We start from the raw sequence: 24364 nt of genomic DNA on the forward strand, positions 1-24364 counted from the left end.
CTCCCGATGCCATCGCCGAAACATCTCGTGCCATTTCGCTTGCTGCAGGTGACCTGGTCGGGCTGATGTTAACCAAGTATTTCAGCGGGCCGTTGCATGTTTCTTTCTGGTGACCCGACCGTCCGCGTGGCGCAGGCCACGTGGGCGCGGTGAACTCGCGGGCGGTGCGAAGGTTTCGACGACCGCGGTCATCGGTCCGCGGCGGGTGTGGGCCGGGCGGTCGATGCGGGCAGCGCGGTCGGCGTGGCCGGGCCGGGACACCCGCCCTGGGCCGGACGGCCCCGGAGTACCTGGCCGGACGGCCCCGGAGCGCCTGGCCGGACGGTCTGAGAACGCCCTGCGGGATGGTCCGGGATCCGCGTCCGATCAACCGTCCGCCGGCGCACCCGCGCTCGCCGGTAGGCTGGCCATCATGGCCGTCGACCTCTCCGAGGAGATCAAGACTCTCGACGCGACGCTGGCAGGTATCGAGGCCGTGCTCGATGTCGAGGGTCTGCGCCGCCGCGCCCAGGAACTGGAGCAGGAGGCGGCGGATCCGGACCTGTGGAGCGACCAGGCTCGCGCCCAGGCCGTCACCAGGCGGCTGTCCGGTGTCAAGGGCGACATCGGCCGGGTCGACGGTCTGCGCCGCCGCCTCGACGACCTGATCGCCGCCCTCGATCTCGGCGACGAGGACCTGCTCGCGGAGATGGCGGTGGACCTTCCGTCGCTGACGCGCGACATCTCCGCCCTCGAGGTCCGCACCCTGCTGTCCGGGGAGTACGACGAGCGCGATGCGATCGTCCAGCTCTCGGCGGGTGCCGGCGGGGTCGACGCGGCCGACTGGACCGCGATGCTGCTGCGGATGTACCTGCGCTGGGCTGAGCGGCACGGCTACGCGACGGAGGTGTTCGACACCTCCGAGGCGGAGGAGGCGGGCCTGAAGTCCGCGACCTTCCAGGTCAAGTGCCCCTACGCCTACGGGACGTTGCGCAGCGAGCACGGTGTCCACCGGCTGGTGCGGATCTCGCCGTTCGACAACCAGAACCGCCGGCAGACGTCGTTCGCCGGTGTCGAGGTCACACCGGCCGTCGAGGTCTCCGATCACGTCGACATCGACGAGAAGGAGCTGCGGATCGACATCTTCCGCTCCTCCGGGCCCGGCGGTCAGGGTGTGAACACCACCGACTCCGCGGTGCGCATCACCCACCTGCCGACAAACATCGTGGTGACCTGCCAGAACGAGCGCAGCCAGCTGCAGAACAAGGCCGCGGCGATGATGGTGCTGCAGGCGAAGCTGCTGGAGCGGCGTCGCGCCGAGGAGGCCGCCGAGAAGCAGCGGCTCACCGGCGGTCCGCAGGATGTGTCGTTCGGGTCGCAGATCCGGAACTACGTGCTTCATCCGTACCAGATGGTCAAGGACCTGCGGACCGAGGTCGAGACGTCCAACACGGGCGCTGTGCTCGACGGTGACATCGATGACTTCATCGACGGTGAGATCAGGTGGCGCAAGGCCATCGAAAAGGACGGATGAAGGGTCTTTCCGGCTGCTCTCCGTACTGATTCGGCGAGGGAATCAGTCGCGAGCGGCCGGAAAAGACAGGATCTTTTGTCGCGTTTCTCACCTCACGGCTCGGTCGAATTGACGAGCATTTTCCATCTCATGGTCCACGGTCAGGGATGTCGCGAGTCCGCGTCGACGACGGAAAAGGCTCGATGAGCCTTTTCCGTCTCACATTCGTCGATCACGGTCGCGGTGGGGCCGCGGCTACGACGGAAAAAGCTCAATCACCACAGTACCGGCCGGAGATCGTCTTTTGGTCCCCTCATCTTGCCGACTATTGGATCCCATCGGGCCGGGACAGACATCCAGGGATTGGCTCAACGTCTGCGCGCGTGTAGAGTGACGCTCCGTTTGGCGCCGCCGTGCGACGTGGTTCCTGAGGCCCGTTGGCAGTGGCGCGGGATGGGGGCATCACGTGGATTCGTGGATCTGTCCTTCGAAGCGCACCAGATCGAAGTACTGTCGTTCCACGTACTGCCGACCGAGCTTCTTCGACGAGACGGCGGGTGGAATGTCCGAACTCACGGTGGTCGCCTCGAGGCGTGACGACCGATGACCGGAATGTCGACGGCCGCGACGGCTTCGCCGGGCGGAACGTGGCCCCCCGGTACCTCTCAGGACGGCTCGTCGCCGGAGACCGGATCGTCCCGGGTCGCGCTCCCCGTGCTCATGTACCACAGCATCGGTGACTCCTCCGCCACCGCGTTCCGCAGGTGGGAGGTGCCCGCCGGTGCGCTGGCCGAGCAGCTGGGCAGCCTGGCCGAGCACGGGTACACCGTCACCAGCCTGTCCGACGCGCTCGCGAACCCGCGGGAGCGCCAGGTCGCGATCACCTTCGACAACGGCTTCGAGGATTTCGTGACTAGGGCGCTGCCCGTGCTGGCCGAGTTCGGCGCGCGGGCGACCCTGTACGTCCCGACCGCGTACGTGGGGCAGCGGGCGCGCTGGCTGGAGCCCTACGCGGGGCGCGAGCTGGCCCTGCTGGACTGGCCGGCGCTGGCCGCCCTGGTCGACCGCGGGATCGAGATCGGTGCTCACGGGCACCGGCATGTGGAGCTTGATGTCGTCCCGCCCGCCATCGCCCGCTATGACGTGACCGCGAGCATGCGGACGATCTCCGAGGAGACAGGGCAGCGACCGGAGAGCTTTAGTTATCCCTTTGGCTACCATTCTCCGGGCGTGCGGCAGATCGTGGAGAATGCCGGATTTGCTTCGGCCTGCGAGGTGGGATATCGCATCCACCGGCGTAGCCGTTCCCGCTTCCAGGTAAGTCGGCTGATCGTCGGGCGCTCCGTGGGGGCGGGCGACATTCTGCGGCTGGTGACGGAAGGGCATCGCGACGCCGCCCTGGCTGCGCGGCGCAGGTTCCGGGCCGGCTGGCGGGCCTATCGGTCGATCCGCTGGCGCCTCGGCGTGGAGACCGCCTGACACCCTTCACGTGGAATGCCGGGGACCTCGCGCGGAATCCCGGGGCCGCACCAGGAATCTCGCGGGAATGACGCGGAATCACGCCTGACGGCGCCGCCTGGAATCACCCTGGCGGCGAGATCCGTCTCCTGGTGGCGAGGAATCGCTCGGTCCGCACACGAAGGTGTCGCCGGCTGCCCGGAGGTGGAAGCGCCCGCCCGGCGTACCCGCCGGCGCGGATAATCCGTGGCCGGAATTCTCCGTGGTCGCACGGTCACGCCCGCCGGCTGTGACGGGTGTCATGGTCACCCGATGCAGCCCGCGGTCGCGGCCGACCCCGGTCAGGACGCACACTGACCGGGCAGGCAGACGTCGTGCGGGAGGCGGGTGTCGGCGACAGGCGGATTGTCGGGCGATGGCAGCGGACGTCGGGGAGTGGTGCGCAGATGCGGGGCGGATGGGTCGCGTTGATCGGGGGTGGCCCAGGTCCGAGTGATCTGATCACTCTTCGGGGCCTGCGCCTGCTACGCCGTGCGGATGTGGTGGTGGTCGACCGGCTGGCCCCCCGCGACCTTCTCGACGAGTTGGCGCCGACGGTGGAGGTCGTCGATGCGGGCAAGGCGCCGCACGGGCACAACCTGACTCAGGAGCAGATCAACGACCTCATCGTCGACCGGGCCCGGCGTGGCCTTGGCGTGGTCCGTCTCAAGGGTGGCGACCCGTTCGTCTTCGGCCGGGGCGGGGAGGAGGCACTGGCCTGTGCGGCGGCCGGGGTGCCCTGCGAGGTCGTCCCCGGGGTGACGAGCGCCATCGCGGTTCCCGCGCTGGCGGGCATCCCGATCACCCACCGCGGGATCACCCAGGACGTGGCGATTGTCAGCGGGCACATCGATCCGTCCCATCCCGGCTCGACGGCGGACTGGGACGCCCTGGCGACCGGGCCGGGGACGCTCGTCGTACTCATGGGCGTCGCGGCGCTGTCCAGGATCAGCGCGGAACTGATCAAGCGCGGGCGCTCGCCGCAGACCCCGACCGCGGTCATCCAGGATGGTGGCACGCCCGCGGAGCGTCTGGTCACCGGGACGCTGGCGGAGATCGCCGACCTGGCGCAGGCCGCGGACGTCTCCTCGCCGGCGGTGATCGTGATCGGTGACGTGGTCGGGCTGCGCGACAGCCTTCGGCTCGGGCGAATCTTCGGCTCGGACGAGCGGCCTCAGACCCGGTAGCCGGCGACGACCAGCACCGCGAGCAGCACCGCGACCAAGGCGATCAACAACTGCGGTGAGATCGTGAACGACGAGTGGTGCAGCGACTCACGCGCGGCGCGGCACGAGGGGCAGCGGCCTTCCGCCACCGGAGCGGCGCACCTAGCGCAGACCAGGTCCTCGCAGCACATGTGCCGTCCTCCTTCAGCCCGGTCCCGCGACTGACGGACCTGCGGAGAGCGGACCCGTCACCGGCTGGACGCGATGCGACGCCTCCACGGTACGCCGGGGGAGTGCTGTTCGCTGCCGCACACGGTGCCGCCAACCCGACGATCGCGGACGCGCGCGGGCGACGGTACGGGACCTCACCCATCCAACTACGTATCGTGATGGGTCTGACGGGTGGGCAAGGGAGGTTCCGGTGATCCGACTCGCCTCCGTGACCAAGCGCTACGGCGTCGGCGGCCGTCCGGCGCTGCATGGCGTCACCGCGCAGATCGACGCGGGCGAGTTCGTGTTCCTGGTCGGCCCCTCGGGCTCGGGAAAGTCGACGCTGCTGCGCCTGCTGATCCGGGAGGAGCGGGCGAGCGAGGGCTTGGTCGAGGTCGCCGGCCGTGATGTCGCCCGCATCGCCGACCGCAGGGTGCCGCTGCTGCGGCGAACCGTCGGCTGTGTGTTCCAGGACTTCCGGCTGCTGCCCGATCGCACGGTCGCGGGAAACGTCGCGTTCGCGCTGGACGTCGTCGGCCGGCCGCGTCACGTGGTCCGTTCGGTGGTCCCCGAGGTACTGGAGCTGGTCGGGCTCACCGGCAAGGAGAAGCGTTTCCCCGACGAGCTGTCCGGCGGGGAGCAGCAGCGGGTCGCCATCGCGCGGGCGTTCGTCGGGCGCCCGCTGATCCTGCTCGCGGACGAGCCGACCGGCAACCTCGATCCCGCGACCAGCGCCGAGATCATGGACCTGCTCGACGACATCAACCAGGCCGGCACGACCGTGCTCATGGCGACGCACAACGCCGGCCTCGTGGACGCCATGCGCCGCCGGGTCCTTGAGCTGGACGCGGGGATCCTCGTCCGTGACGAGCACCGCGGCGGGTACGACGCCACCCCCGCTACCTCGGCCACCGCGCCGGCCTCCGCCGCCCCCGCTTCCGCCGCCCCCGCTTCCGCCGCCACCGGGCTGGCTGGCGTCCCCGGTGCCTCTGGTGTCCCCGCCCAGCGGGCGCCGTCCGCCGGTGATCTCGTGGGACGTCCCGCGGAACCGGCGGGCCTGCTGGGGCCGACGGGGCCGGTCGGGCTGCCCGGGCGGCCCGGCGAGGGGGCCGCCTGATGCGAGCCGGGCCGCTGTTCGGGGCGCTGGCCACCAGCCTGCGCCGCAACCTCGCCATGACCTGCGCGGTGGTCGTCACCGTCGCGATCTGCCTCGCGCTGCTCGGCGCGGGGCTGCTCCTGCGCGCACAGGCCCGCACCGTCGACAGGTTCCTGCTCGACCAGATCGAGGTCGTCGTCGACCTGCAGGACGGTCTGTCCGACACCGACCGTCGGGCGCTGCGGGACGAGCTGGCAGCCGACCCGCTCGTCACCAAGGTCAGCTACGAGAGCAAACAGCAGGTCTACGAGCGGTTCCGCCGTGACTTCCGCAGCTCGCCGGACGTCGTGGCCGGGGTGAGCGCGGACGACCTGCCGGCCTCGTTCCGCCTCGCCCTCGCCGATCCACGGGACGCCGAGGAGATCGTCTACACCTACACCGGCCGGGACGGCGTCGAGGCGGTCCGGGACCAGCGGGCCCTGCTCGGCCCGCTGTACCGGTTCCTGGACGGCTTCACCCTCGGTGCGTTCGCGCTGGCCGCCGTCCAGGCCGTCGCCTCGTTCGTGCTGATCTACACTATGATCCGGATTTCCGCGCACGCCCGCCGCAGGGAGACGGCGATCATGCGTCTCGTCGGGGCGACCAACGCCGCGATCCGGGCGCCGTTCGTGCTGGAGAGCGCGCTCGCCGGTCTGGTGGGCGGGCTGCTGGCAGTCGGCACACTGGTGCTCGCGAAGGTATATCTGGTGGACGGACGATTCGCCCATCAGACAATGTTCCCACTGTTCGGATGGGGCGCGGTGTGGGCGGCGGCCGTGGCGGTGCTTGCCGTCGGTGTCACCGCCGCGGCGGGCATGGCATCCGTCGCGCTGCGCAGGCACCTGCGGGTGTGACGGTGGCCAGAGGCGCGCCGGGCCGTGCGACGGAGCGCGCGACGGACCGTGCGATGGATGGGAAGCAGGGCAGACGGCAGTGCCGAAGGAAACCGGGCGCAAACTGATCGCGCAGAACAAGCGCGCCCGCCACGACTACGACATCCTCGACACCTACGAGGCCGGGCTGGTCCTCATGGGCACAGAGGTCAAGGCGCTGCGCGCCGGCCGGGCGTCCCTGGTCGACGGCTTCGCCCAGATCGCCGACGGTGAGATCTGGTTGCACAACGTGCACATCCCCGAGTACACCGAGGGCACCTGGACGAATCACGCGCCGCGGCGGCGCCGCAAGCTGCTGCTGCACCGGGCCGAGATCGAGAAGCTGATCGGGAAGACCCAGGAGGGCGGGCTCACGCTCGTCCCGCTCTCGCTGTACTTCAAGGACGGCCGAGCGAAGGTCGAGATCGCGCTGGCCCGTGGCCGCAAGAGCTACGACAAACGCCACGCCCTCGCCGAGCGGGACGCGGCCCGCGAGATGAGCCGGATCATGGGCCAGCAGGCCAAGCGCCGCGGCTGACCCCGTTGCACCTCGACACCGCCGCCGCTGATAGTGCCGCTGGTGACGCCGCCGCTGGTGACGCCGCCGACGTCGCCGGCAGGCTGGCCACGTTCGACGCGCTGCTGACCCCGGTGGGGGAGGAACTGCTCGCGTGTGCCGAGGAGGCGCTCGCGAGCGGGGCGGAGCTCGCCGCCGGAACCCGGCTTCGCGCCGCCGGCCACCCACCGGACCTCGTCGCCGCGGCGTTCAGCCAGGCCGAGCTGCGGGCACGGGCAAGGGCGAAGTTCAGCCATCCGGAGCGGATGTTCTTCACCCGGCCCGGACTCGAACAGGCCTCCTCGGAGCGGGCCGCGGCGCACCGAGCCGTCCGGTTCGCGGGCCTGGGCCGGCTGGCCGACCTGTGCACCGGCATCGGTGGCGATCTGCTGGCGCTGGCCGGCGAGCATCCGGTGCTCGCCGTCGACCGCGACCCGCTGCACCTGCGGATGGCCGTCCACAACGCGACCGCCGGCCGGGAACCGCACAGCGGATCACACGAGCCGCCTGAGGTGCACGAGTCGCCTGAGGTGCACGAGGCGCACGAGGCGCACGAGGTGCGGCCGTGGGAGGGCGACGTCCGGGACGCCGACCTGAGCGGGATCGACGGCGTGTTCGTGGACCCGGCCCGGCGCGAAGGCGATCAGCGCCGGTCCGCGGGCGCCGGCGAACCACCCCTGAGCTGGTGCTTCGGCCTGGTGGAGCGGGTCGCGGCCGTGGCGGTCAAGGCCGCCCCCGGCCTGCCGCTCGAGGTCGTCCCGCCCGGCTGGGAGGTCGAGTTCGTCGCGGACCGCCGCGGCCTCAAGGAAGCGGTGCTGTTCTCCCCGGCGCTCGCCTCGGCGCCCCGGCGCGCGACCGTCCTGCTCGGCCCCGACAACGCCCCCGGCGACAACGCCTCCGGCAGCGGCACCTCTGGCAGCGGCACCCGCGGCAAAAATACCCCCGGAGGCGGCATCCCCGGCAGCGGCACCCCTGGCGACAGGGCTGATCAGGGTCTCGGCAGCGGGCGGAACGGGGACCAGCCCCGGCTCCGGGTCGCGACCCTGACCGGCGAGCCTGACCCGCCCGGGGGCGCATCGGATGCCGACGCCGGCGACGGCGGTGGGGCGACGCGGCTCACCCTGGGACGACCCGAGGGGTTCCTGTTCGACCCGAACCCGGCGGTGACCAGGGCCGGCCTCGTCGGCACGCTCGCGCGCCTGGTCGATGGCTGGCAGATCGACCCGATGATCGCCTTCCTGTGCGCGCAGAACCCGGTCGCGACCCCGTTCGCCCGGGTGCTCCGAGTCGAGGCCGAGATGGCCTTCGACGTCCGGCGGGTCGCCGCGGCGGTACGCGCGGCGGGCATCGGCGCTCTGGACGTCCGCCGGCGCGGCCTCGCCGGTGACGTGGAGAGCATCCGCCGCCGGCTGTTGCCGGCGAGACGCCAGCTGGTTCCCGGCGGCCCCACCATGACCGTGATCATGACGCGGGTGCGGGACGAGCCCTGGGCCATTCTGTGCACGGAGATCCCCGACCGCCAAATCACCTGAAGGGCGACAAGAGGCGCGTAGAGCCACTTGGCAATCCGCAAGAGCTGAGGCCTTTGGCCGCGAGAACAACCACGATCCTCAACTCCTGCCAGGCCGCAGCCGCAGCCGCAGCGACAGTCCGGCGCGGCAACTCGAGGAGTCGATGATTTTCGTCGTCCAGATGCCGGTGATCCTCGGATCTTGCTCAGCAGCAGCAGACGTCGCGCCCACGCTCGCGAGTCCTAGTCTTCGGACGTCGCACCGTCGTCGATCGGGCGTCTCAACGACGTCATCGGCGCCGGCCGGGCCCCGGAGCGGGCCAGCGGGGGCGGCGTGACGGCCAGCGCGAGGCTCGCCAGGGCGAGCACCAGGCCGCAGCACAGTGGCATCAGCGGGGAGACCCGGAAGAACCCCAGCGCCCCGGCGCCGGCGCTGGCGAACATGACCGCGGGCCCGGCCGCCTGCCGTAGGCCCTGGGAGCCCTGGCCGCCACCCGCCCGGGTCTGGATGGCGAACATCGTGATCGCCGTGGTGAGAACGTTCGTCGGGATCTCCGGCCTGGCCAGCCGCTGCGCCGTCGCGTGCTGCAGGCCCATCGCGATCGCCAGGGTGGACACGAGGACGTAGTCCGCGAACGTGCCGGGCTCATCGCGCAGCTGGCCGCCCTTGTCGGCCGCGAGGTCCAGCGAGGGTTGCAGCCAGACCACGACCACCGCCAGTGCCGCCGTGACGAGCGCGGTCTGGACGGCGGTGACCGTCCCGAGCCACGCCCGCGGATGGTGCGCCGACCAGGCACCGATCCGGCCACCGATCAACGCACCGATGACGAAGCAGGTCAGCGCGTTCAGGGAGAGCACACCGGATATTCCGCGGGGGTCGGCGAGCGAGAAGCCCAGCACCACCACGTTGCCGGTCATGTTCGCGACGAAGACCTCACCGAGACCCAGGAAGGTCAGCGAGTCCACCAGGCCGGTCAGGGCCGTCATGGTGAACAGGAGCGCGACGATCCGCCACTTGCCTGCCTCACGCGGGCGGGCACCAGGGTTCACCCTGATCAGGCCCGTCAGACGGCGGTGCCCGTTGCCATGGACCGGGCCGCCGACGTGTGCGCCGACGAAGGCGCTGTCCTCGGCGGCGGTGCCGTCCCCGGCGGTGGCGTCGTCGCGGCCCGGGGCGTGCGGCTGGTTGTGCTTCGGGTCGGTCGTGCGTCGCACCCGGTCAGTGTCCTGGAGCGGGAGCCGCTCGTCCTGCGGAGCGGAGCCACCCGGAATGCCTGGTCAGGGTGGCTCCGGCCAGCGCCGCGGCGGGCTGGGCCGGGCGGTCTCGGTCAAAGGCGCAGCGGACGGATCGGAGCCGCGATCAGCGCGGGGTTGTTGCGCCAGTCGACACCCGGCACGTCGACGTACAGCTCGATCTCGTTTCCGTCCGGGTCGTAGATGTACAGGCTGTGAGTCACTGTGTGGTCCGATGCGCCCGCGATCTGGACGCCGGCCTCCGCGATCTGGGCCAGCACGGCGCGCAGCTCGTCGTCGCTGTCGCCGACCTTGAGACCGAAGTGGTAGAGCCCGACCCGCCGCCCGCGCGGTAGCGCGGCGGCACCCTCGCCGACCTCGATCAGCAGCAGCTCGTGGTGCGTCCGCCCGGAGGAGAACGCCGCGGCGGGGATGCCCAGTGTGTTCGCGCCGTCCGGCTCGGGGAACACCTGGCGCCAGCCGAGGACGTCCCGGTAGAAGGTCGCGGAGCGCTCGAGGTTACGCACATAGAGCACCAGGTGCCCAAGTTCCTTGATCTCCACCAGGACCTCCGTGTCGCCAATTACAAGCTTGAATGTTCAACTATACGGACCGTCTGCCTGTTCCGGCGCAGACGTCCCGGATGTGACGCGACCCGGCCTGCGACCGGTTACCTGCGACCGCCGACCTGCGGCCGTGAGGGCTGGCCGGCCGGCCGGGAACATCCGCCCCGACCCGTCGCGCGCCCGGGCGAAACCCGCTGGCGATGCTCCGACGGGTATGGGAACATACGTGCGGCGGTCGACGTTGGACCGTCTGTGCGGCCAGCGAGAGCTGGCGGTTCGGTACAGTTGGTTGGTCGTCACACACCAGGGGGTGACCGGCTTCGACTCCGGACGTCGAGGCAGGGGAAGCGGGCCGAGGATGAGCGGTTATCTCGTAAACGATCCGTTCGAACCAATAGCTGCCAACAAGACGCAGCCTGCTACCTCCGCTTACGCCCTCGCGGCCTGAGCAGAGACCAAGTAGCCGTCAGCCTGGGAGTTCCTCCGGCCCAGGATCTGGCGTCGCTAGGAGGATCACCGTCCCACCCGGTCGCGGGGTGAGTCGGGACATCTAACAGCGACTGAGCCTGTTCACCGGCTTGCCTGCGGGACCGGTGGGGCTGAGAAAAAACAAGCAGGCTGCGCCCGGAGAAGCCCTGTGTCGGGGCCGGAGGACGCGGGTTCGATTCCCGCCACCTCCACCAATGTAGGCATTGCGCGAACCGCTCCCTTCGGGGGCGTTGTGGCTGGTAGGACGGCTGCGGCGCCCCTGTGGGGGGCGGGGGACGTGGCTGGTTGGGTCAGTTTCGGCTGGCTGGTGTCTCCAGTGTCTACGTTGGCGACGTCCCTTGGAGTGTCGGGTCCGAGGACCTTGAAGATCGGTGTGAGCCGGTCGGGTCCGGTGATCTTGACTTCGGCGACCAAGGCTTCGATGAGAGCCTTGCGTCCGAGGTCGTCGCCTGTCTCGATGATTGTTTCGATGTGCCGTGCGACTGCGCGAAGGCTGGAGCGGGCCGGCATGACGGGTTCGTGGTCGATCTCTTCGGTGAGTTCGGCCTGCCGTTGACGGAGCTGCTTCTGCTTGGTGCGTAGTGCTTCGAGACGTGTGGCGAGTGTCTCGTCGTCGAGGGTACCGCGCTCGAACGCCCCAAGATAACGGTCGATGGCCTGGTCTGTCTGGGTGAGTTCGGTCTCAATGGCGGCGAGTTCGGCCGTGTGTTCGGATCGGGCGTCGCGGTGGCTGCGCTGGGCTTTGAGCACGGCGTCGGCGATGAGCTGCTGGTGGTCGCGGTAGAAGCCGGCGAGGGCGGTGAGCACGGCGTAGTCGACGGCGTCGGCGTCGAGGCGGGGGGCGTCGCACGCGTTGCGGTTGTAGCGGTTGCGGGTGTGGCAGGTGTAGTAGCGGTAGGTGTGGTTGCGGCCGGTGGCGCGGGTGCCGATGAGGGCTGTGCCGCACTGGGGGCAGCGCATCCGGCCGGTGAGGTAGTAGTCGGAGGGGTTGGAAGCGCGGCGTGAGGTTTCCTCGCTGCGTTCGGCGAGGATCTTCTGAGCGGCGTTGAACGTCTCCTCGTCGATGATCGGTTCGTGGGTGCCTTCGACGGTGATCTCGCGGAAGGTCAGTTCACCGAGGTAGGCCCTGTTGTCGAGCATGCGTAGGATCTTGTGGCCGGACCAGGGGCCGCCGACGGTGGTGCGCAGCCCGCGGTTGTTCAGGACGCTCGCGATGGCCCTGGTCCCGAGGCGGTCGCGGACGTACAGGTCGAAGATCAGTCGGACGATCGTGGCTTCGGCGGCATCGATGATGAGCTTTTTGGCGATCTTGTCGACCTGGTAGCCGAACGGGCGCCGGCCGCCTTTCCACAGGCCCTTGGCGGCCTTGCGTTCCATCCCGGCGATGACCCGGTCGATGATCATGTCGCGTTCGAACTGGGCGAACATCGCCAGTATCTGGAGGAGCATGCGGCCGATGGGGGTGGCGGTGTCGAATGGCTCCGTGGCCGAGCGGAACACGACTCCGGCCTGTTCGAGTTCTTCGAGGAGATCGACGGTGTCGCGCAGGCTGCGGGAGAGCCGGTCGACGCGGTAGACGAGCAGGACGTCGATGAGTCCGTTGCGGGCGGCGGCCAGGGCCCGCTGGAGGTCCTTGCGTTCGGTGGTGGCGCCGGAGGCGTCGTCGGCGAACCGCAGGGCGACGATCCAGTTGGGTTGGGAGTCGACGTAGGAGCGCAGCCGTTCTTCCTGGGCTTCGATCGTGTAGGGCTGGTTCTCGTCGTCGGTGGAGCGACGCAGGTAGATCCCTACCCGGACGACCTCGGGTTGCGCGGCGACGGCCTGCTTGGTGCGTTTCGCGGTGGTACGGCGCGCGGTCGAGCGCGGCATGGTGAGGTTCCCTTCCTTTCCGGATGGGGTGTGCTGAGGCGCTGCGGGCGGCCTATTCCTGGGGCCGCCGGTGCCGGTTTCCCCAGCGGCCGGCGGGTCGGAGCGGAATCCGGCTGCGGGCCGCAGCACGCGGGTCGACCTGGATGACGGCGGCGTGGGCTGAGAGGAAGGAAAGTGCTTTCTCCTGCTGTTCGGCCAGGGACCGGCACCCGTGGTTGGTGCCGTGCCGGAGATAGAGGACAACCGGCACGGCACCGGGAACGCGAGTGGGGTTCGACGCCGTCTTCTCGGTGGACCGTCGGGCTGAAAATGGGCGTGGCATACCGACCCTCCTTTCTGATTTTTCCAAGGCGGTTCACGTGAAGGGAGAGCCGGCCCGGTATCAGCCTGTCTTTTTCGGCACCCTGTTCGGCGCCCCTCTCCTTTCCCACTGTAGGACAAGTTCGGCCAGAGCGGACACCGCCGCGTCGTATTCCTCGGCGGTCATATCGACGGTCTCGATGCGTTCGATTTCCACCTGGCGGGCCACGTCCCGCCGTCCGTAGAAACGCGCCCCGGAGCTTTCTGTGACCGGACGGTGCATGCCCTCCCCGTTTCGGGGTGAGGAGGCCGTCACGGCAGCAACTCCAGGCGGCCGTGCCGCGATCCGCGGGCCAGGCCGCTCGGCCGGATGAAACGAGAACCGTGCCGCGGCGGTGTCGTCATGTCACCGCCCCGTGGCTTCCGCTGTCATTTCCCGGCTCACCTGTGGGAGCGGCGGGGAACTCCCAGGGCGGCAGGTGCGGGCTGATGATCGCGGTTTCGGGGGTGGCGAGAAGCTGGGCGCGGAAGAACGTGCGGCCGTCGATGATCGGCTGGTGGGCGTACGGGCAGACGACCCACTGGTCGGGTGGGACAGGCTGGCCGGCGTGGGTGCGGCCCCAGACGGTGGCACCGGTGTAGACGGGGTTCGCCAGGATGCGGGCGACGTTGGTGGAGGTCAGCTGCCACGGCCGCCCGGTGGCGGGGCTCACCAGCGGGACGAGACGGTGGTTGTGGACGGAGCGGAGGCGGGTGGCGATGGCGCGGGGGCTGAGTTCGTCCTGGACGCGCCACTGGTAGATCGTCCCGATGATGTAGGCGGGGCCGGGGGCGATGACGAGGCGGATGCCCTGGCGGACCCGTCCGTCGGTGCCGAGTTCGGTGATGCGGCGGGGGCGGTAGCCGAGGGGGACGGGGCCGAGGTGGAAGCCGGCGCGGACGAGGTCGATCTGGGCGGCGCGGGCGCGTTCGGTGGTCCAGGCGTGATGGTCCGCGAGCAGGCGTGCCTGCCGCGCGGCACGGGTGGTGCGGCGGTGGGTCAGGCGCCACCACCAGCTGGGCTGGCCGGCCGGCGTGGGCGGGGCGGGCGGCAGCGTGGGGATGGGCATCAGGTCGGACATGCGGGGCTCCAGCCAGAGCGAGAGCTGGCCGGGGCGGCGTGAACACACCCCGCCCCGGCCAGGGGAGGGGTGGTCTAGGTGGCCGCGTGGGGCGAGGCGTCGAGGGCGGCGCGCGTCGGCGGCGGGTCCGGCGGTCGCGGATCGTGCGTTCGCCGACCGCCGGGGCGGAAGACGATCACGTCCTGGTGGACCGGGTAGGCCCGTGCCCGCGGCAGCGGCCGGTCCGTGCCGAGGTCCCGGGTGTAGGGGACGGCGGTGAGCGCGACGGCGCGCTGCACGGGTCGCCAGCCGGTGTCCCTGCCGGCGACGGCGACGTGGCTGGCCAGGTCCATCCCGCTGGCGACGTGGTAGGCGGCGATGACGACGAGGTGTCCGCCGGGCTGAAGCAGACCCCGGTAGGCCGCGAGCCGGGTGCGCAGCCAGGCGCGGTTCCGACTGGTCGGCTCGGCGGGGTCGGGTGGTCCGATCGCGGTCAGGACCAGGTCGACCGGTCCGAGTCCGGTCCAGGACTCGCCGTCGGGGATCTCGTCGAGAATCATGCCGTCCCCGTGGGCGCCGCGGACCTTCGCCACGGTGAGCGCGGCGCGGGCGGTCTCCCACTGGCCCGGGTCGGGGGTGATGCCGATTCCGTGGCGACGGGCGTGTACGGCTTCGGTCACGACGGTCCCCGGCCCACAGTCCGGGTCGCAGACCGTGTCTCCGGGGCGGCTGTAGATCGCGATCGCGTGGGCGGCTACCGCTGCGGACACCGTCGCTCCCCCGTGCGGGGCGACAGCGGTCGGCCCGTTGGCCTGTGTTGTGGTGATGGGGTGCCGGCCGGTGGGCCAGACCGTCACCCAGCGTGCGTCGGGGTGCCACGTCTCGATGTCGTCGCTCATCGAGCGGCGCTCCATGCCGGCGGCACCGCCGGGTTCACCGCCGAGAACAGCAGCAGGTCGGAGTGCACCCGCTGGGCGACGACGCCGGCGGGGATGGGGGTGGCGGGCCGGTTGAGCCGGTCCAGCGGGATCTCCAGCAGGACGATGCGGTCGAGCAGCGCGAGCCCGCCGCGGCCCGCCGCGGTGGCGAGCTCCACGGTGGGGTCGATGAGCCAGCCGCCGAGGCTGTCGGCGCGGCTGACGACGGCGAGCGTGCCGCCGACGGCGAGCAGACCGCCCCAGTCGATGCGGGTGAACCAGCCGAGCCGGGTCGGTTCCACGACTGTGGCGACCAGCAGAAAGCGGTCTGGGTCCGGATCGCGACCGGTCACGAGGTCCGGTCCGTAGGCGGACCCGGTCCATCGCAGCGCCGTGTCACCGGGCGCGGTCCGGACCTGGACGCGCCGGCCGAGTCGGGCGACGGTCCCGGCGCAGTCGGCGAGTCGCTCGCCCCGTTCGTCGGCGTCGGGCTCGGCCGGGCGGGCGGGCTGCGGCAGGGGCGGTTCGGTCAGCAGCAGGACCGGGTCGTCGGGGCGGCTGATGGTGACGACGAGGCGTTCCACGGCGCCCGGAAGCCAGTCAGCGGAGGTCTGGTCGGGGGTGGCGGGCGGGCACGGCCAGACGGTCGCCGGCCGGCCCGCCGGGACGACCGGAAGGGTGGTGCGGTCGGTGTCGGAGGTGGTGGGCACTGGTGGTCCTGCCTTTCACGACGGGCGTGTTTTCGCGGTCGTAAAAGGAGACCGGCTGCTGTGCCGTTTTTTGCCACCACCCCCATGGCTTTTTCCAAGATTCTTCCCGCTGTGCAGTGTCTAGTCCGGCCGGACTATTGATCGCTGTCATCCCGCTGGCGGCATCTCGGTGAGTGGCCCGAAAACTTTTTTCAAGATTTTTCTCGCCGGTGCCAGCGAGCGCCGATGGGTGATCGTTGGGCAGGTGCCAGCGATCATCGCCCGGGGGCTGGTGGTGTCACAGCACCCCAGGTCAGAGGCCCACTGTCACGTCCGAGCGAGCTGCTGGCGCGCGGCGAAACTCGGGGCGGGTGGACGCCTTGCATCGTGCCGCTGTGCCTGTTCCGAATGCACAGCGATCTTTGCTGTGCATTCACTGGATGATCGCACTGTCTTTTCGCTGTCTTTGATGTGGAGTCCTTGGAGCTGTCCGAATTCCGCGACACCCCAAGGACGGCGAACAATGCCCGATGAAACATCTCCCCTCCCTGCGCGAACCCCTGACTCGAACGCACCGGCATTGCCTCTGGCAACCCTGCGGGACTGCTTCGCGCTCCTGGTCGCCGACCCCGACCCCCTTGCCCTGGACGGCACACCGGTGTCCGGCCTTCCCGACCGGCTGGTGCCACTGGACGAACTGCGCGACCGGCTGCTGGCCCGCTCCTGCCCCCAGGCCACCAGCGACACCGCCTGGAAGACGGTGATCCGCCGCGCCCGCGCCCGCGGCGGTGCGTGGACGGTCGGCGCCGCCGGGATGGCGCTACCGGCGCTGCGGGCGGTGGCCTTCCGGCTCGGCGAGCACAGCGACCTTGACCCGGCCGACGTCCAGGCCGAAGTCCTGACCGGCTTCCTGTCCGCGCTGGCCATGATCCGTCTGGATCTGCCACGGATCGCGGTGCGGCTGCGCTGGGCCGCCTACCGCGCCGGCCTGGACCTGCTCACCCAGTCGCTGGAGATCCCCTATTCCAACCCGGGCCTGTTCCTCACCCGCACCGTTGCTCAGACCCGGGCGGACGGTCCGTATGAGGTTCTCGCGGTCACGGTCGTGGACGGGGTCCTGACCGAGACCGAGGCCGCCCTCGTTGCGGCGACCCGCCTCGGTGACGTCTCGGTCGCTTCCTGGGCCGCACGCCACGCCACCCCGGTCCGCACCGCCTACCGGCTGCGCGACCGGGCTGAACAGCGTCTGCTCGCCCACCTCACCGGCCGCGGACAGCACGCGAGCACTGGCGAGCCGTCCTCCCGGCCGCCCGGCCCGACGGCCGACAGTGCGGGCCCTGCCACGGAGCTTCGCCCGGCAGGGGTGTTGGTGGTCGCGGGGGTGTCGGCATGAGCTCGGTCCTGCGAACTCAGGGCGACCCATCGCGTTCGGGTCGGCGAGTCGGATGGCGCCGCACGGTCCTGCTCGTCGCTGTTGTGGGCATGTTCGTCCTGGCCGGCGGCGCGGCGGCGCTCGCTCAGGTGCCCGACCCTGGGGTGCCGGTGGCACCGAACCTGAACACGGTCCTGAACAACATCCGCAACTGGATCATGGGGATTCTGGCGCTGCTGGCGACAGTGTTCCTCTCGATCGGCGGCGTGCGCTACCTGATCGCCAACGGGGAGCCGAGCGAGGTCGGTAAGGCCAAGGACTCGTTCCGCAACGCTGGCTGGGGCTATGGGTTGGCCGCGCTCGCGCCGGTCGTCGTCGAGGTCCTCAAGCAGATCGTCGGGGGCTAGGCCGTGACCGCCGCCGTCTCCTGCCGCCGCGTCCTGCCGTCCGGCACGCCGAGCTCGTCGCCTGCCCAGACGCACCGCCCGCCGGGCTTGTCTCGGCGCCGCGACCGCGGGCTGCTGATGGCCGGGACGGCGGCGTTCACGCTGCTGCTGGTTGTCGTGCTTCCCGCGGTGGCCTCCGCTGCTCCCGCGCCACCGGTCCCTGCGACCGCGCCGTCCACCGACACGCCCACCCCCACTGGTCCGACCCCGAATCCGCAGCCGGGACCGTCCCCAGTACCGCCGGGACAGGAAGCGCCGGTGACACCGGCTCCCTCCGGCAGGGACGCCACACCCGCGCCCGACACCCCGGACACTCCGCCCGACGACGCCAGTACCGGCGCTCCCGCCGAGCCGTGCCCGGCCGACGACCCGGACTGTGCCACCACCCCGGAGGTCCCGCCGCCCCCGACACCGCAGACGACGCCGGAGGCGCCGGACACCGGCGGTGATGGCGGCGGGATCGTCGGGTGGATCACCGACGCGATCAACGACGCTATTACCGCGTTTTTCCGCACGTTGGTGACTGCCGCGCTGAACCCGCTGCTGGACCTGCTCGGCCGCACGTTGTTGACGACGCCGGAACCGTCGCAGCTTCCCGCGATTGGGGAATTGTGGTCGACGTCGTGGGCGATCAGCGCTACCGCCTACGGCACGCTGATCATGTTCGGTGGGATCACGGTCATGGCGCTGGGCACGGTCCAGTCCCGTATCTCGATCAAAGAAGTCCTGCCGCGTATCCCGATCGGTTTCCTCGCCGCCGGGCTGTCGCAGTTCCTGGCGACGAAGGCCATCCAGATCGCGAACGTGCTACCCGGCGCGATCCTGAGCGAGGGGCTGAACCCGGACACCGCCGCCGGGCAGCTGAAAACCATCATCCTCGGGGCGATCGTGCCGACACCCGGTGGATATGGCAGGAGCATCTTCGTCATCTTCCTCGGCCTGTTCCTCGCCGGATCGGTCGTGGCGCTGCTGTGTACCTATATCGCCCGGGTCGTCATCGAGGTGGCGCTCATCGGCGCGGCACCCCTGGCGTTGGCGGGGCACGGCCATCCGCTGACCGAGAAGGTGGCGTTCTGGTGGTGGCGGGCGTTCTTCGGCTGCCTGGGTATCCAGATCGCCCAGTCGTTTGTCCTGATCGCCTCGTTCAAGGTGTTCTTCACCCCGGGCGGGTTCACCATCTTCGGGCCGACGCCGGACGGAGTCGTGAACCTGCTGGCCGCGATCACCCTGATCTACTTCCTGTTCAAGATTCCGTTCTGGTTGATGCCGAGGATCGGCCACGGTGGTGGCGGCATTCTTGGCCGGGTCGTGCGCGCCTACGTCATGGGCCGGGCGTTGGGATTCCTCGGTGGCCGGTTCGGACGCGGCGCCGGGCGCGCGGGCGGACGGACCGGCCGAGGCCGCGGCGGACGCGGCCGGGGTCGGGGCGGGCGCGGAAGGGGCCGGCCAGGCGGAGGCCCGGGAAACGGACCGTCCGACCCCTACCACCATGTCGAGGCCGACGCCGACGGGCAGCTGCTCCTCCCGCTGACGAGGGTGCCCCGGGTCCGCCGCCCGGGACCGGCCCGGGGTGCGCCCCGTCCGCCTCGGCCGGCGAGCCCGGGGGGCCGGTCCCGGCCGCGGCACCGCCAGCTGACCATCCCGTTCGGCCAGGCCGTCGCCCCGGGCGGGCGGTACCTGCCCCGTGAGGGCGGTGCGTGGGTGGACCGCGACGGTCAGCTGCTGCTGCCGTTCGAGGTCGAACAGCCCCGCTCCCCGGCCGCAGCCCCTGGGCCTGTCCGGCGTCCGGCCGCGACGCCGGCGCGGGCTGGTGCGGGCCGGGCTGGTCCCGGCCGGCCGGCCCCGGCTCGGCCCCCGCGGACGAGGTCCCGACAGCCGGAGCTGCCGTTCGACCCCTACCGGGGCATCCGCCCGGACCGCACCGGCCAGTACGCCCTCCCCTTGGAGGGCCTGCACCGCACCCCACGCCCCGCCCGGCCAGCCCCTGCTCCACCGGCGTCACGCCCGAGTTCCCCGGCGCGGCCGGTCCCACCGCGCTACCGGCAGCAGCTGCTGCCGAACATGCCCCGCCGCCCCCGCCCACCCCGCAACGGAAGTGATCAGCCGCGATGACACACCCCGTAAGAATTCCCGCCGATGTTGATCGCGAGGACAGGGTCGTGGCGAACCTGACCGCCCGCCAGGTCCTGATCCTCACCCTCACCGGCATCGTGCTCTACCTGTCCTGGGCCGCGACCCGGACCCTGCTGCCGCTGCCCGTGTTCGCGCTGCTCACGGTGCCGGTCGCCGTGGGCGCCGGTGTTCTCGTCCTCGGCCAGCGTGACGGGCTGTCGCTGGATCGGCTGCTGGTCGCCGCTGTCCGCCAGCGCACCAGCCCGCGGCAGCGGATCAACGCCCCCGAAGGGGTGATCCCGCCGCCGTCGTGGCTGGCCGCCCGCGCCACCAGCGGCCCCGGTGACCGCCGGCCAGCCGCGGGCGAAGCGCGCGCGGCGCCGCTGCGGCTACCGGCCCGCACCGTCACGGGCCAGGCCGGAATCGGCGTCGTCGACCTCGGGCCAGACGGGCTGGCCGTGGTCGCGGTCGCCTCCACGATCAACTTCGCGCTGCGCACGCCCGGTGAGCAGGACGGGCTGGTCGCGGTGTTCGCCCGCTACCTGCACTCCCTCACCGCTCCCGTGCAGATCCTTGTGCGGGCCATGCCCGCCGACCTGTCCGCCCAGATCCAGCAGCTCGACGATGCCGCCGGCCAGCTGCCCCATCCGGCACTCGCGCACGCGGCCCGCGAACACGCCACCTACCTGTCCCAGCTCGCTGTCGAGATGCAGCTGCTCACCCGCCAGGTCCTGCTGGTCCTGCGTGAACCGCTGGTCGCCGCCGGACCCGTCGACGGGCTCGGCGGTGCCTCCCCGCTGGCCGCGCTGTCGGGTCGGCGGGCAGCGGCCCGCGACGCCCGCCGCGCCGGAGCGGCCATCAGACGGGCCGCGCACACCCGGCTGGCCCGCCGCCTCGCGGAGGCCACCGACCTGCTGGCCCCGGCCGGGATCGTGGTCACGCCGCTGGACGCCGGCACGGCGACCAGCGTGCTGGCCGCCGCCTGCAACCCTGCGGGCCTGGTGCCGCCGTCCGCGCTCGCCGCGCCCGACGAGGTGATCACCGGCGACCTCCCCGAGGGCTACCCGGCCTACCAGCCCGACCCCGATGCCGGCGGCTTCCTGCCCGACGACGACGGGTTCGACGACCCGGAGGACAGGGCGGCGGGCGGCTACGGCGACCGGTTCGACGACACCGAGAGGGACGGCCCGCTCGACACCGACGACCCCGACTTCTGGGACCCGCCCGCCGAGCACGCCGACAGCCGCTCCCGCCGGCCCGCACGACCCACGCGACGGAGGGGATACACCCGATGAGCAGACGAACCCGACGCAGAGCCTCCTCGCAGGCCCCGAGCCCGTCCACCCAGCCGGTCGACACCGCAGCGGCGGCGTTCGTCCCGGACGCGCTGTCGGTCGCGCCTCGCCACCTGGACGTGGGTGGGGACTTCCTCGCGACGATGGCGATCACCGGCTATCCCCGTGAGGTCCACGCGGGCTGGCTCGCCCCGCTGCTGACCTACCCGGGGCGGGTGGACGTCGCGGTGCATGTTGAGCCGATCGACCCGGTCACCGCGGCGAACCGGCTGCGCCGCCAGCTGTCCAAGCTGGAGTCCGGCCGCCAGCTCGGCGATGAGAAGGGCCGGCTGATCGACCCGCAGGTCGAGGCGGCGACCGAGGACGCCTACGACCTGTCCGCCCGCGTCGCCCGCGGCGAAGGGAAGCTGTTCCGCCTCGGCCTATACCTCACCGTCCACGCGAGCAGCGAAAGCGAGTTGGCCGACGAGGTCGCCGCGGTACGGGCGCTGGCCGCGAGTCTGCTGCTGGACGCCAAACCGGTCAGCTACCGCTCCCTGCAAGGCTGGGTCAGCACCCTTCCCCTGGGCTTGGACCAGGTGCGGATGCGGCGCACCTTCGACACGGCGGCGTTGAGCGCGGCGTTCCCGTTCACCTCCCCCGACCTGCCGCCCGCCGATCCGACCTCGCTGGCCCCGACCGGGGTGCTCTACGGGCTCAACGTCGCCAGCAACGGACTGGTGCACTGGGACCGGTTCGGCGACGTCGACAACCACAACACGGTTGTCCTCGGCCGCAGCGGCGCCGGCAAGTCCTACCTGGTCAAGCTCGAACTCCTGCGCTCGCTGTACCGAGGTATCGAGGTCCACGTCGTCGACCCGGAAGATGAATACGCCCGCCTCGCCGCCGCGGTCGGCGGGACATACCTGCACCTCGGCGCCGACAACGTGCGGATCAACCCGTTCGACCTGCCGATCCAGATCACCCCCGACGGCCGGCGGACCGCGCCACGTGACGCGCTGGTGCGGCGCAGCCTGTTCCTACACACCGTCATCTCTATCCTGGTCGGCCAACTGAGCGCGCCCGAACGGGCCGCCCTCGACGCGGCGATCACTGCCACCTACCAGGCGGCCGGAATCAGCTCCGACCCGCGCAGCTGGAGCCGGCCGGCACCCCTGTTGACCGACCTGGCCGCGACCCTGGCCGGCTCCACCGACCCGGCGGCGGGGGCACTCGCCGCCGGCCTGCACCCGTTCACCGCCGGGGCCTTCTCCGGCCTGTTCGACGGGCCGAGCACCGACCGCGGCGACGGCCACCTGGTCGTCTACTCGCTGCGCGACCTGCCCGACGAGCTCAAGGCCATCGGCACGCTGCTCGTTCTCGACGCGGTGTGGCGGCGGGTGTCCAACCCCGCCGACCGCCGGCCCCGCCTGGTCGTGGTCGACGAGGCGTGGCTCCTGATGCGCCAGCCCGCCGGTGCGGACTTCCTGTTCCGCATGGCGAAGTCGTCCCGCAAGTACTGGGCAGGGCTGACCGTAGCGACCCAGGACACCGCGGACGTGCTCGCGAGCGATCTCGGCAAGGCGATCGTCACCAACGCCGCCACCCAGATCCTGCTGCGCCAGGCACCGCAGGCCATCGACGAGATCACCGCCGTGTTCGACCTGTCCCAGGGCGAACGGCAGTTCCTGCTCTCCGCCGACCGCGGACAAGGACTGCTCGCAGCGGGCGCACAGCGGGTCGCCTTCCAGGCCCTCGCTTCGGAGGCCGAACACGCCCTGATCACGACGAACCCAGCCGAACTAGCCGCCGACGTCCACGACGGGAACGACGACGGCTTCTTCGATCTCGCCGCATCCGATGACCCGGCCGATCCCGACGGCCAGATCTACCTCGACCCCGCCTAACCGCCGTAGCCGTATGGAGATCGTAACCATGGATCTGCTCGCCGCGGCGGCTACCACGCCGTCGTCGCCGCTTGCCACCTACCTGACCGACCCCTGGGGCTTTCTGCACCAGCTGCTGGGCCATCTGCGGGCATGGGCGACGGCCTGGGGACCCCTCGCCGGACCTCTGCTCGCCCTCACCGCCACCGGGTTGATCACTCTGCGTCGGCGGATGCGCCGCCGCTACCAGCAGCGACTGATCGCCGGCGCCCGCCTGGTGACCGTGCTGGCCCCACCCAGTGTCGACCCGGCCGGCGCGGGCGCGCTGTGGGCGAACCTGCTCGGTCTGCTACGTCCATCCTGGCGACGGCTGGTCGGCCAGCCGCACCTGGTGTGGGAGTACCTGTTCGACGCCGACGGCGTCCGCATCCAGATCTGGGTCCCCGGCGTCGTCCCGGAGGGCTTCGTGGAACGGGCCGTCGAGGCTGCCTGGCCTGGGGCCCATACCCGATCCGGCCCCGCGCGAGCGCCGGTGCCCGTCGTAGCCCGGCCCGGCCGGCGGCTGCTGGCCGCCGGCGGGGAACTGCGCCTTGCCCGGCCCGAAGCACTACCGATCCGCACGGATCACGATGTCGATCCGGTTCGTGCTCTGCTCGGCGCGCCCGGCGGGCTGGCCCGCACCCAGCGGGCGGTCGTGCAGATCCTGGCCCGCCCCGTCACCGGCCGCCGCGTCGCCAAAGCCCGCCGGTCGTCCCGCCGCGTGCGTGCTGGCGGCTCGGCCACCCTGCTCAGCGGGCTACTCGACCTGCTCACCCCCCACACGGGCCGGACCCGCCGCACCCGGCGAACCCCCACACCGATAAAGGTCGATCATCAGACCTCGCTCGCGCTCTCGGCGGAGGACCGTGCGATCGTCACGAAAGGCCGTGGCGCCCAGTTCGAGGTCCGCGTCCGCTACGCCGTCGTCGCCGTCCTCGACGACACCACCAGTGAGGACACCGCCGCCCGGGTCAGCGGGCAGCTACGCGGCCGGGCGCACGCGATCGCCTCCGCGTTCGCCGCCTACGGCGAGCACAACTACTACAAACGCGCCCGGCTCCGCCGCCCGTTGCCCGTCCTCGCCACACGGCAACTCGGCCACGGGGACCTGCTCTCCGTCCCCGAGGTCGGCGCGCTGGCCCACCTGCCGGTCGACGAGGCCACCCCCGGCCTGCAACGCGCCGGCGCGAAAGCCGTCGCCCCACCGCCCGGCGTCGCCGGTCCGGGCGCGAACGTCCGCCCGCTCGGCCGTTCCGACGGCGGGCACACACGGCCCGTCGGTCTGCGGGTCCCCGACGCCCGCCACCACCTGCACATCCTCGGCGCCACCGGCTCCGGCAAATCTGAACTCCTCGCCCGCATGACCCTGGACGACGTCGCCGCCCGCCGGGGCGTGGTCAACGTCGACCCGAAGGGCGACCAGGTCATCGACATCCTCGCCCGCTACCCGCTGGATGCCCTCGACCGCCTCGTCCTGTTCGACGCCGACTCGTCAGGCCGGCCGCCGTGCCTCAACCCGCTGGACCAGCCCGACCGGACCCGCGCCGTCGACAACCTGGTCTCCATCTTCTCCCGCGTCTACCACGAGTCCTGGGGCCCACGGACCGACGACATCTTCCGCGCCGGCCTGCTCA

The 24364-nt window shown here is 71.3% G+C and carries 20 protein-coding genes, 1 other RNA gene and 2 pseudogenes; 14 read left to right on the forward strand and 9 right to left on the reverse strand.

Annotated elements, in window-relative coordinates; all coding sequences use genetic code 11:
- Window positions 1–412 precede the first annotated feature (412 nt).
- The 3 genes from prfB to cobA all read left to right on the forward strand — a co-directional run bounded on the left by prfB (window position 413) and on the right by cobA (window position 4176).
- Window positions 413–1513, forward strand: coding sequence for a peptide chain release factor 2 (prfB, locus tag ACG83_RS35705; protein ID WP_054570696.1), 1101 nt, complete (start codon window positions 413–415; stop codon window positions 1511–1513).
- Between the two features lie 582 nt (window positions 1514–2095).
- Window positions 2096–2971 carry a polysaccharide deacetylase family protein gene (locus tag ACG83_RS35710; protein ID WP_054570634.1) on the forward strand — a complete coding sequence of 292 codons (876 nt, stop codon included), beginning with the start codon at window positions 2096–2098 and terminating at the stop codon, window positions 2969–2971.
- Window positions 2972–3396: 425 nt separating this feature from the next.
- Window positions 3397–4176 (forward strand): uroporphyrinogen-III C-methyltransferase, encoded by a 780-nt coding sequence (gene cobA / locus ACG83_RS35715; RefSeq protein ID WP_054570635.1) that lies wholly within the window; start codon window positions 3397–3399, stop codon window positions 4174–4176.
- On the opposite strand, the gene ACG83_RS35720 is transcribed toward cobA, so the two are convergent.
- Complete coding sequence (locus ACG83_RS35720; protein ID WP_232295544.1) at window positions 4164–4304, reverse strand: hypothetical protein; 141 nt, start codon at window positions 4302–4304, stop codon at window positions 4164–4166. The two genes, cobA and ACG83_RS35720, sit on opposite strands and share 13 nt — an antisense overlap.
- A gap of 272 nt (window positions 4305–4576) precedes the next feature.
- On the opposite strand from ACG83_RS35720, the gene ftsE reads away from it, so the two are divergent.
- The 4 genes from ftsE to ACG83_RS35740 all read left to right on the forward strand — a co-directional run bounded on the left by ftsE (window position 4577) and on the right by ACG83_RS35740 (window position 8460).
- On the forward strand, window positions 4577–5482 hold the full coding sequence (gene ftsE / locus ACG83_RS35725) for a cell division ATP-binding protein FtsE (protein WP_054570636.1): 906 nt from the start codon (window positions 4577–4579) through the stop codon (window positions 5480–5482).
- Window positions 5482–6354, forward strand: coding sequence for a permease-like cell division protein FtsX (gene ftsX / locus ACG83_RS35730; protein WP_054570637.1), 873 nt, complete (start codon window positions 5482–5484; stop codon window positions 6352–6354). The genes ftsE and ftsX overlap by 1 nt, the downstream gene beginning before the upstream one ends.
- A gap of 79 nt (window positions 6355–6433) precedes the next feature.
- On the forward strand, window positions 6434–6910 hold the full coding sequence (gene smpB, locus ACG83_RS35735) for an SsrA-binding protein SmpB (RefSeq protein ID WP_054570638.1): 477 nt from the start codon (window positions 6434–6436) through the stop codon (window positions 6908–6910).
- 5 nt (window positions 6911–6915) lie between these two features.
- Window positions 6916–8460 (forward strand): hypothetical protein, encoded by a 1545-nt coding sequence (locus ACG83_RS35740; RefSeq protein WP_054570639.1) that lies wholly within the window; start codon window positions 6916–6918, stop codon window positions 8458–8460.
- 221 nt (window positions 8461–8681) lie between these two features.
- Here ACG83_RS35740 and ACG83_RS35745 read toward each other — a convergent pair whose 3' ends face one another.
- Together ACG83_RS35745 and ACG83_RS35750 are read right to left on the reverse strand one after the other, a co-directional pair.
- A complete protein-coding gene (locus ACG83_RS35745) occupies window positions 8682–9653 on the reverse strand; it encodes a YoaK family protein (RefSeq protein ID WP_235498390.1) in 972 nt (323 codons plus the stop codon).
- 113 nt (window positions 9654–9766) lie between these two features.
- Window positions 9767–10234, reverse strand: a complete 468-nt coding sequence (locus ACG83_RS35750) for a VOC family protein (RefSeq protein WP_006544945.1) — start codon at window positions 10232–10234, stop codon at window positions 9767–9769.
- Between the two features lie 309 nt (window positions 10235–10543).
- Here ACG83_RS35750 and ssrA point away from each other — a divergent pair.
- Window positions 10544–10920: a transfer-messenger RNA gene (gene ssrA / locus ACG83_RS41745) on the forward strand.
- Window positions 10921–11578: 658 nt separating this feature from the next.
- Here ssrA and ACG83_RS47230 read toward each other — a convergent pair.
- The 5 genes and pseudogenes from ACG83_RS47230 to ACG83_RS35775 form a co-directional block, all read right to left on the reverse strand.
- Window positions 11579–12595, reverse strand: a pseudogene (locus tag ACG83_RS47230) (recombinase family protein); the annotation flags it as partial.
- 382 nt (window positions 12596–12977) lie between these two features.
- Window positions 12978–13124 carry a hypothetical protein gene (locus ACG83_RS45615; RefSeq protein WP_161934830.1) on the reverse strand — a complete coding sequence of 49 codons (147 nt, stop codon included), beginning with the start codon at window positions 13122–13124 and terminating at the stop codon, window positions 12978–12980.
- 172 nt (window positions 13125–13296) lie between these two features.
- Window positions 13297–14016, reverse strand: a complete 720-nt coding sequence (locus ACG83_RS35765; RefSeq protein WP_054570641.1) for a recombinase family protein — start codon at window positions 14014–14016, stop codon at window positions 13297–13299.
- Between the two features lie 74 nt (window positions 14017–14090).
- The gene (locus ACG83_RS35770) at window positions 14091–14894 is read right to left on the reverse strand and encodes an SAM-dependent methyltransferase (RefSeq protein ID WP_054570698.1); all 804 of its coding nucleotides are present in this window, start codon (window positions 14892–14894) and stop codon (window positions 14091–14093) included.
- The gene (locus tag ACG83_RS35775) at window positions 14891–15622 is read right to left on the reverse strand and encodes a hypothetical protein (RefSeq protein WP_054570642.1); all 732 of its coding nucleotides are present in this window, start codon (window positions 15620–15622) and stop codon (window positions 14891–14893) included. The genes ACG83_RS35770 and ACG83_RS35775 overlap by 4 nt, the downstream gene beginning before the upstream one ends.
- Window positions 15623–16181: 559 nt before the next feature.
- Here ACG83_RS35775 and ACG83_RS35780 point away from each other — a divergent pair.
- Complete coding sequence (locus ACG83_RS35780; RefSeq protein ID WP_235498391.1) at window positions 16182–16994, forward strand: hypothetical protein; 813 nt, start codon at window positions 16182–16184, stop codon at window positions 16992–16994.
- On the forward strand, window positions 16991–17380 hold the full coding sequence (locus ACG83_RS35785; protein ID WP_054570644.1) for a pilin: 390 nt from the start codon (window positions 16991–16993) through the stop codon (window positions 17378–17380). The genes ACG83_RS35780 and ACG83_RS35785 overlap by 4 nt, the downstream gene beginning before the upstream one ends.
- Here the strand turns inward: ACG83_RS35785 and ACG83_RS47235 are convergent.
- Window positions 17377–17616 (reverse strand): hypothetical protein, encoded by a 240-nt coding sequence (locus ACG83_RS47235; RefSeq protein ID WP_235498392.1) that lies wholly within the window; start codon window positions 17614–17616, stop codon window positions 17377–17379. The genes ACG83_RS35785 and ACG83_RS47235 overlap by 4 nt on opposite strands.
- A gap of 61 nt (window positions 17617–17677) precedes the next feature.
- Between ACG83_RS47235 and ACG83_RS35790 the strand changes: the two genes are divergently transcribed.
- The 4 genes and pseudogenes from ACG83_RS35790 to ACG83_RS35805 form a co-directional block, all read left to right on the forward strand.
- Window positions 17678–19531: a hypothetical protein gene (locus tag ACG83_RS35790; RefSeq protein WP_235498393.1), complete on the forward strand. Its 1854-nt coding sequence runs from the start codon at window positions 17678–17680 to the stop codon at window positions 19529–19531.
- Complete coding sequence (locus tag ACG83_RS35795; RefSeq protein WP_054570646.1) at window positions 19528–20826, forward strand: PrgI family protein; 1299 nt, start codon at window positions 19528–19530, stop codon at window positions 20824–20826. Before ACG83_RS35790 ends, ACG83_RS35795 begins: the two co-directional genes overlap by 4 nt.
- Window positions 20823–22712, forward strand: coding sequence for a VirB4 family type IV secretion system protein (locus ACG83_RS35800; RefSeq protein WP_054570647.1), 1890 nt, complete (start codon window positions 20823–20825; stop codon window positions 22710–22712). The genes ACG83_RS35795 and ACG83_RS35800 overlap by 4 nt, the downstream gene beginning before the upstream one ends.
- Before the next feature lie 28 nt (window positions 22713–22740).
- A pseudogene (locus ACG83_RS35805) lies at window positions 22741–24364 on the forward strand (type VI secretion protein); the annotation flags it as partial.

The organism is Frankia sp. R43 (assembly GCF_001306465.1).
In the GTDB taxonomy this organism is placed as follows: domain Bacteria; phylum Actinomycetota; class Actinomycetes; order Frankiales; family Frankiaceae; genus Parafrankia; species Parafrankia irregularis.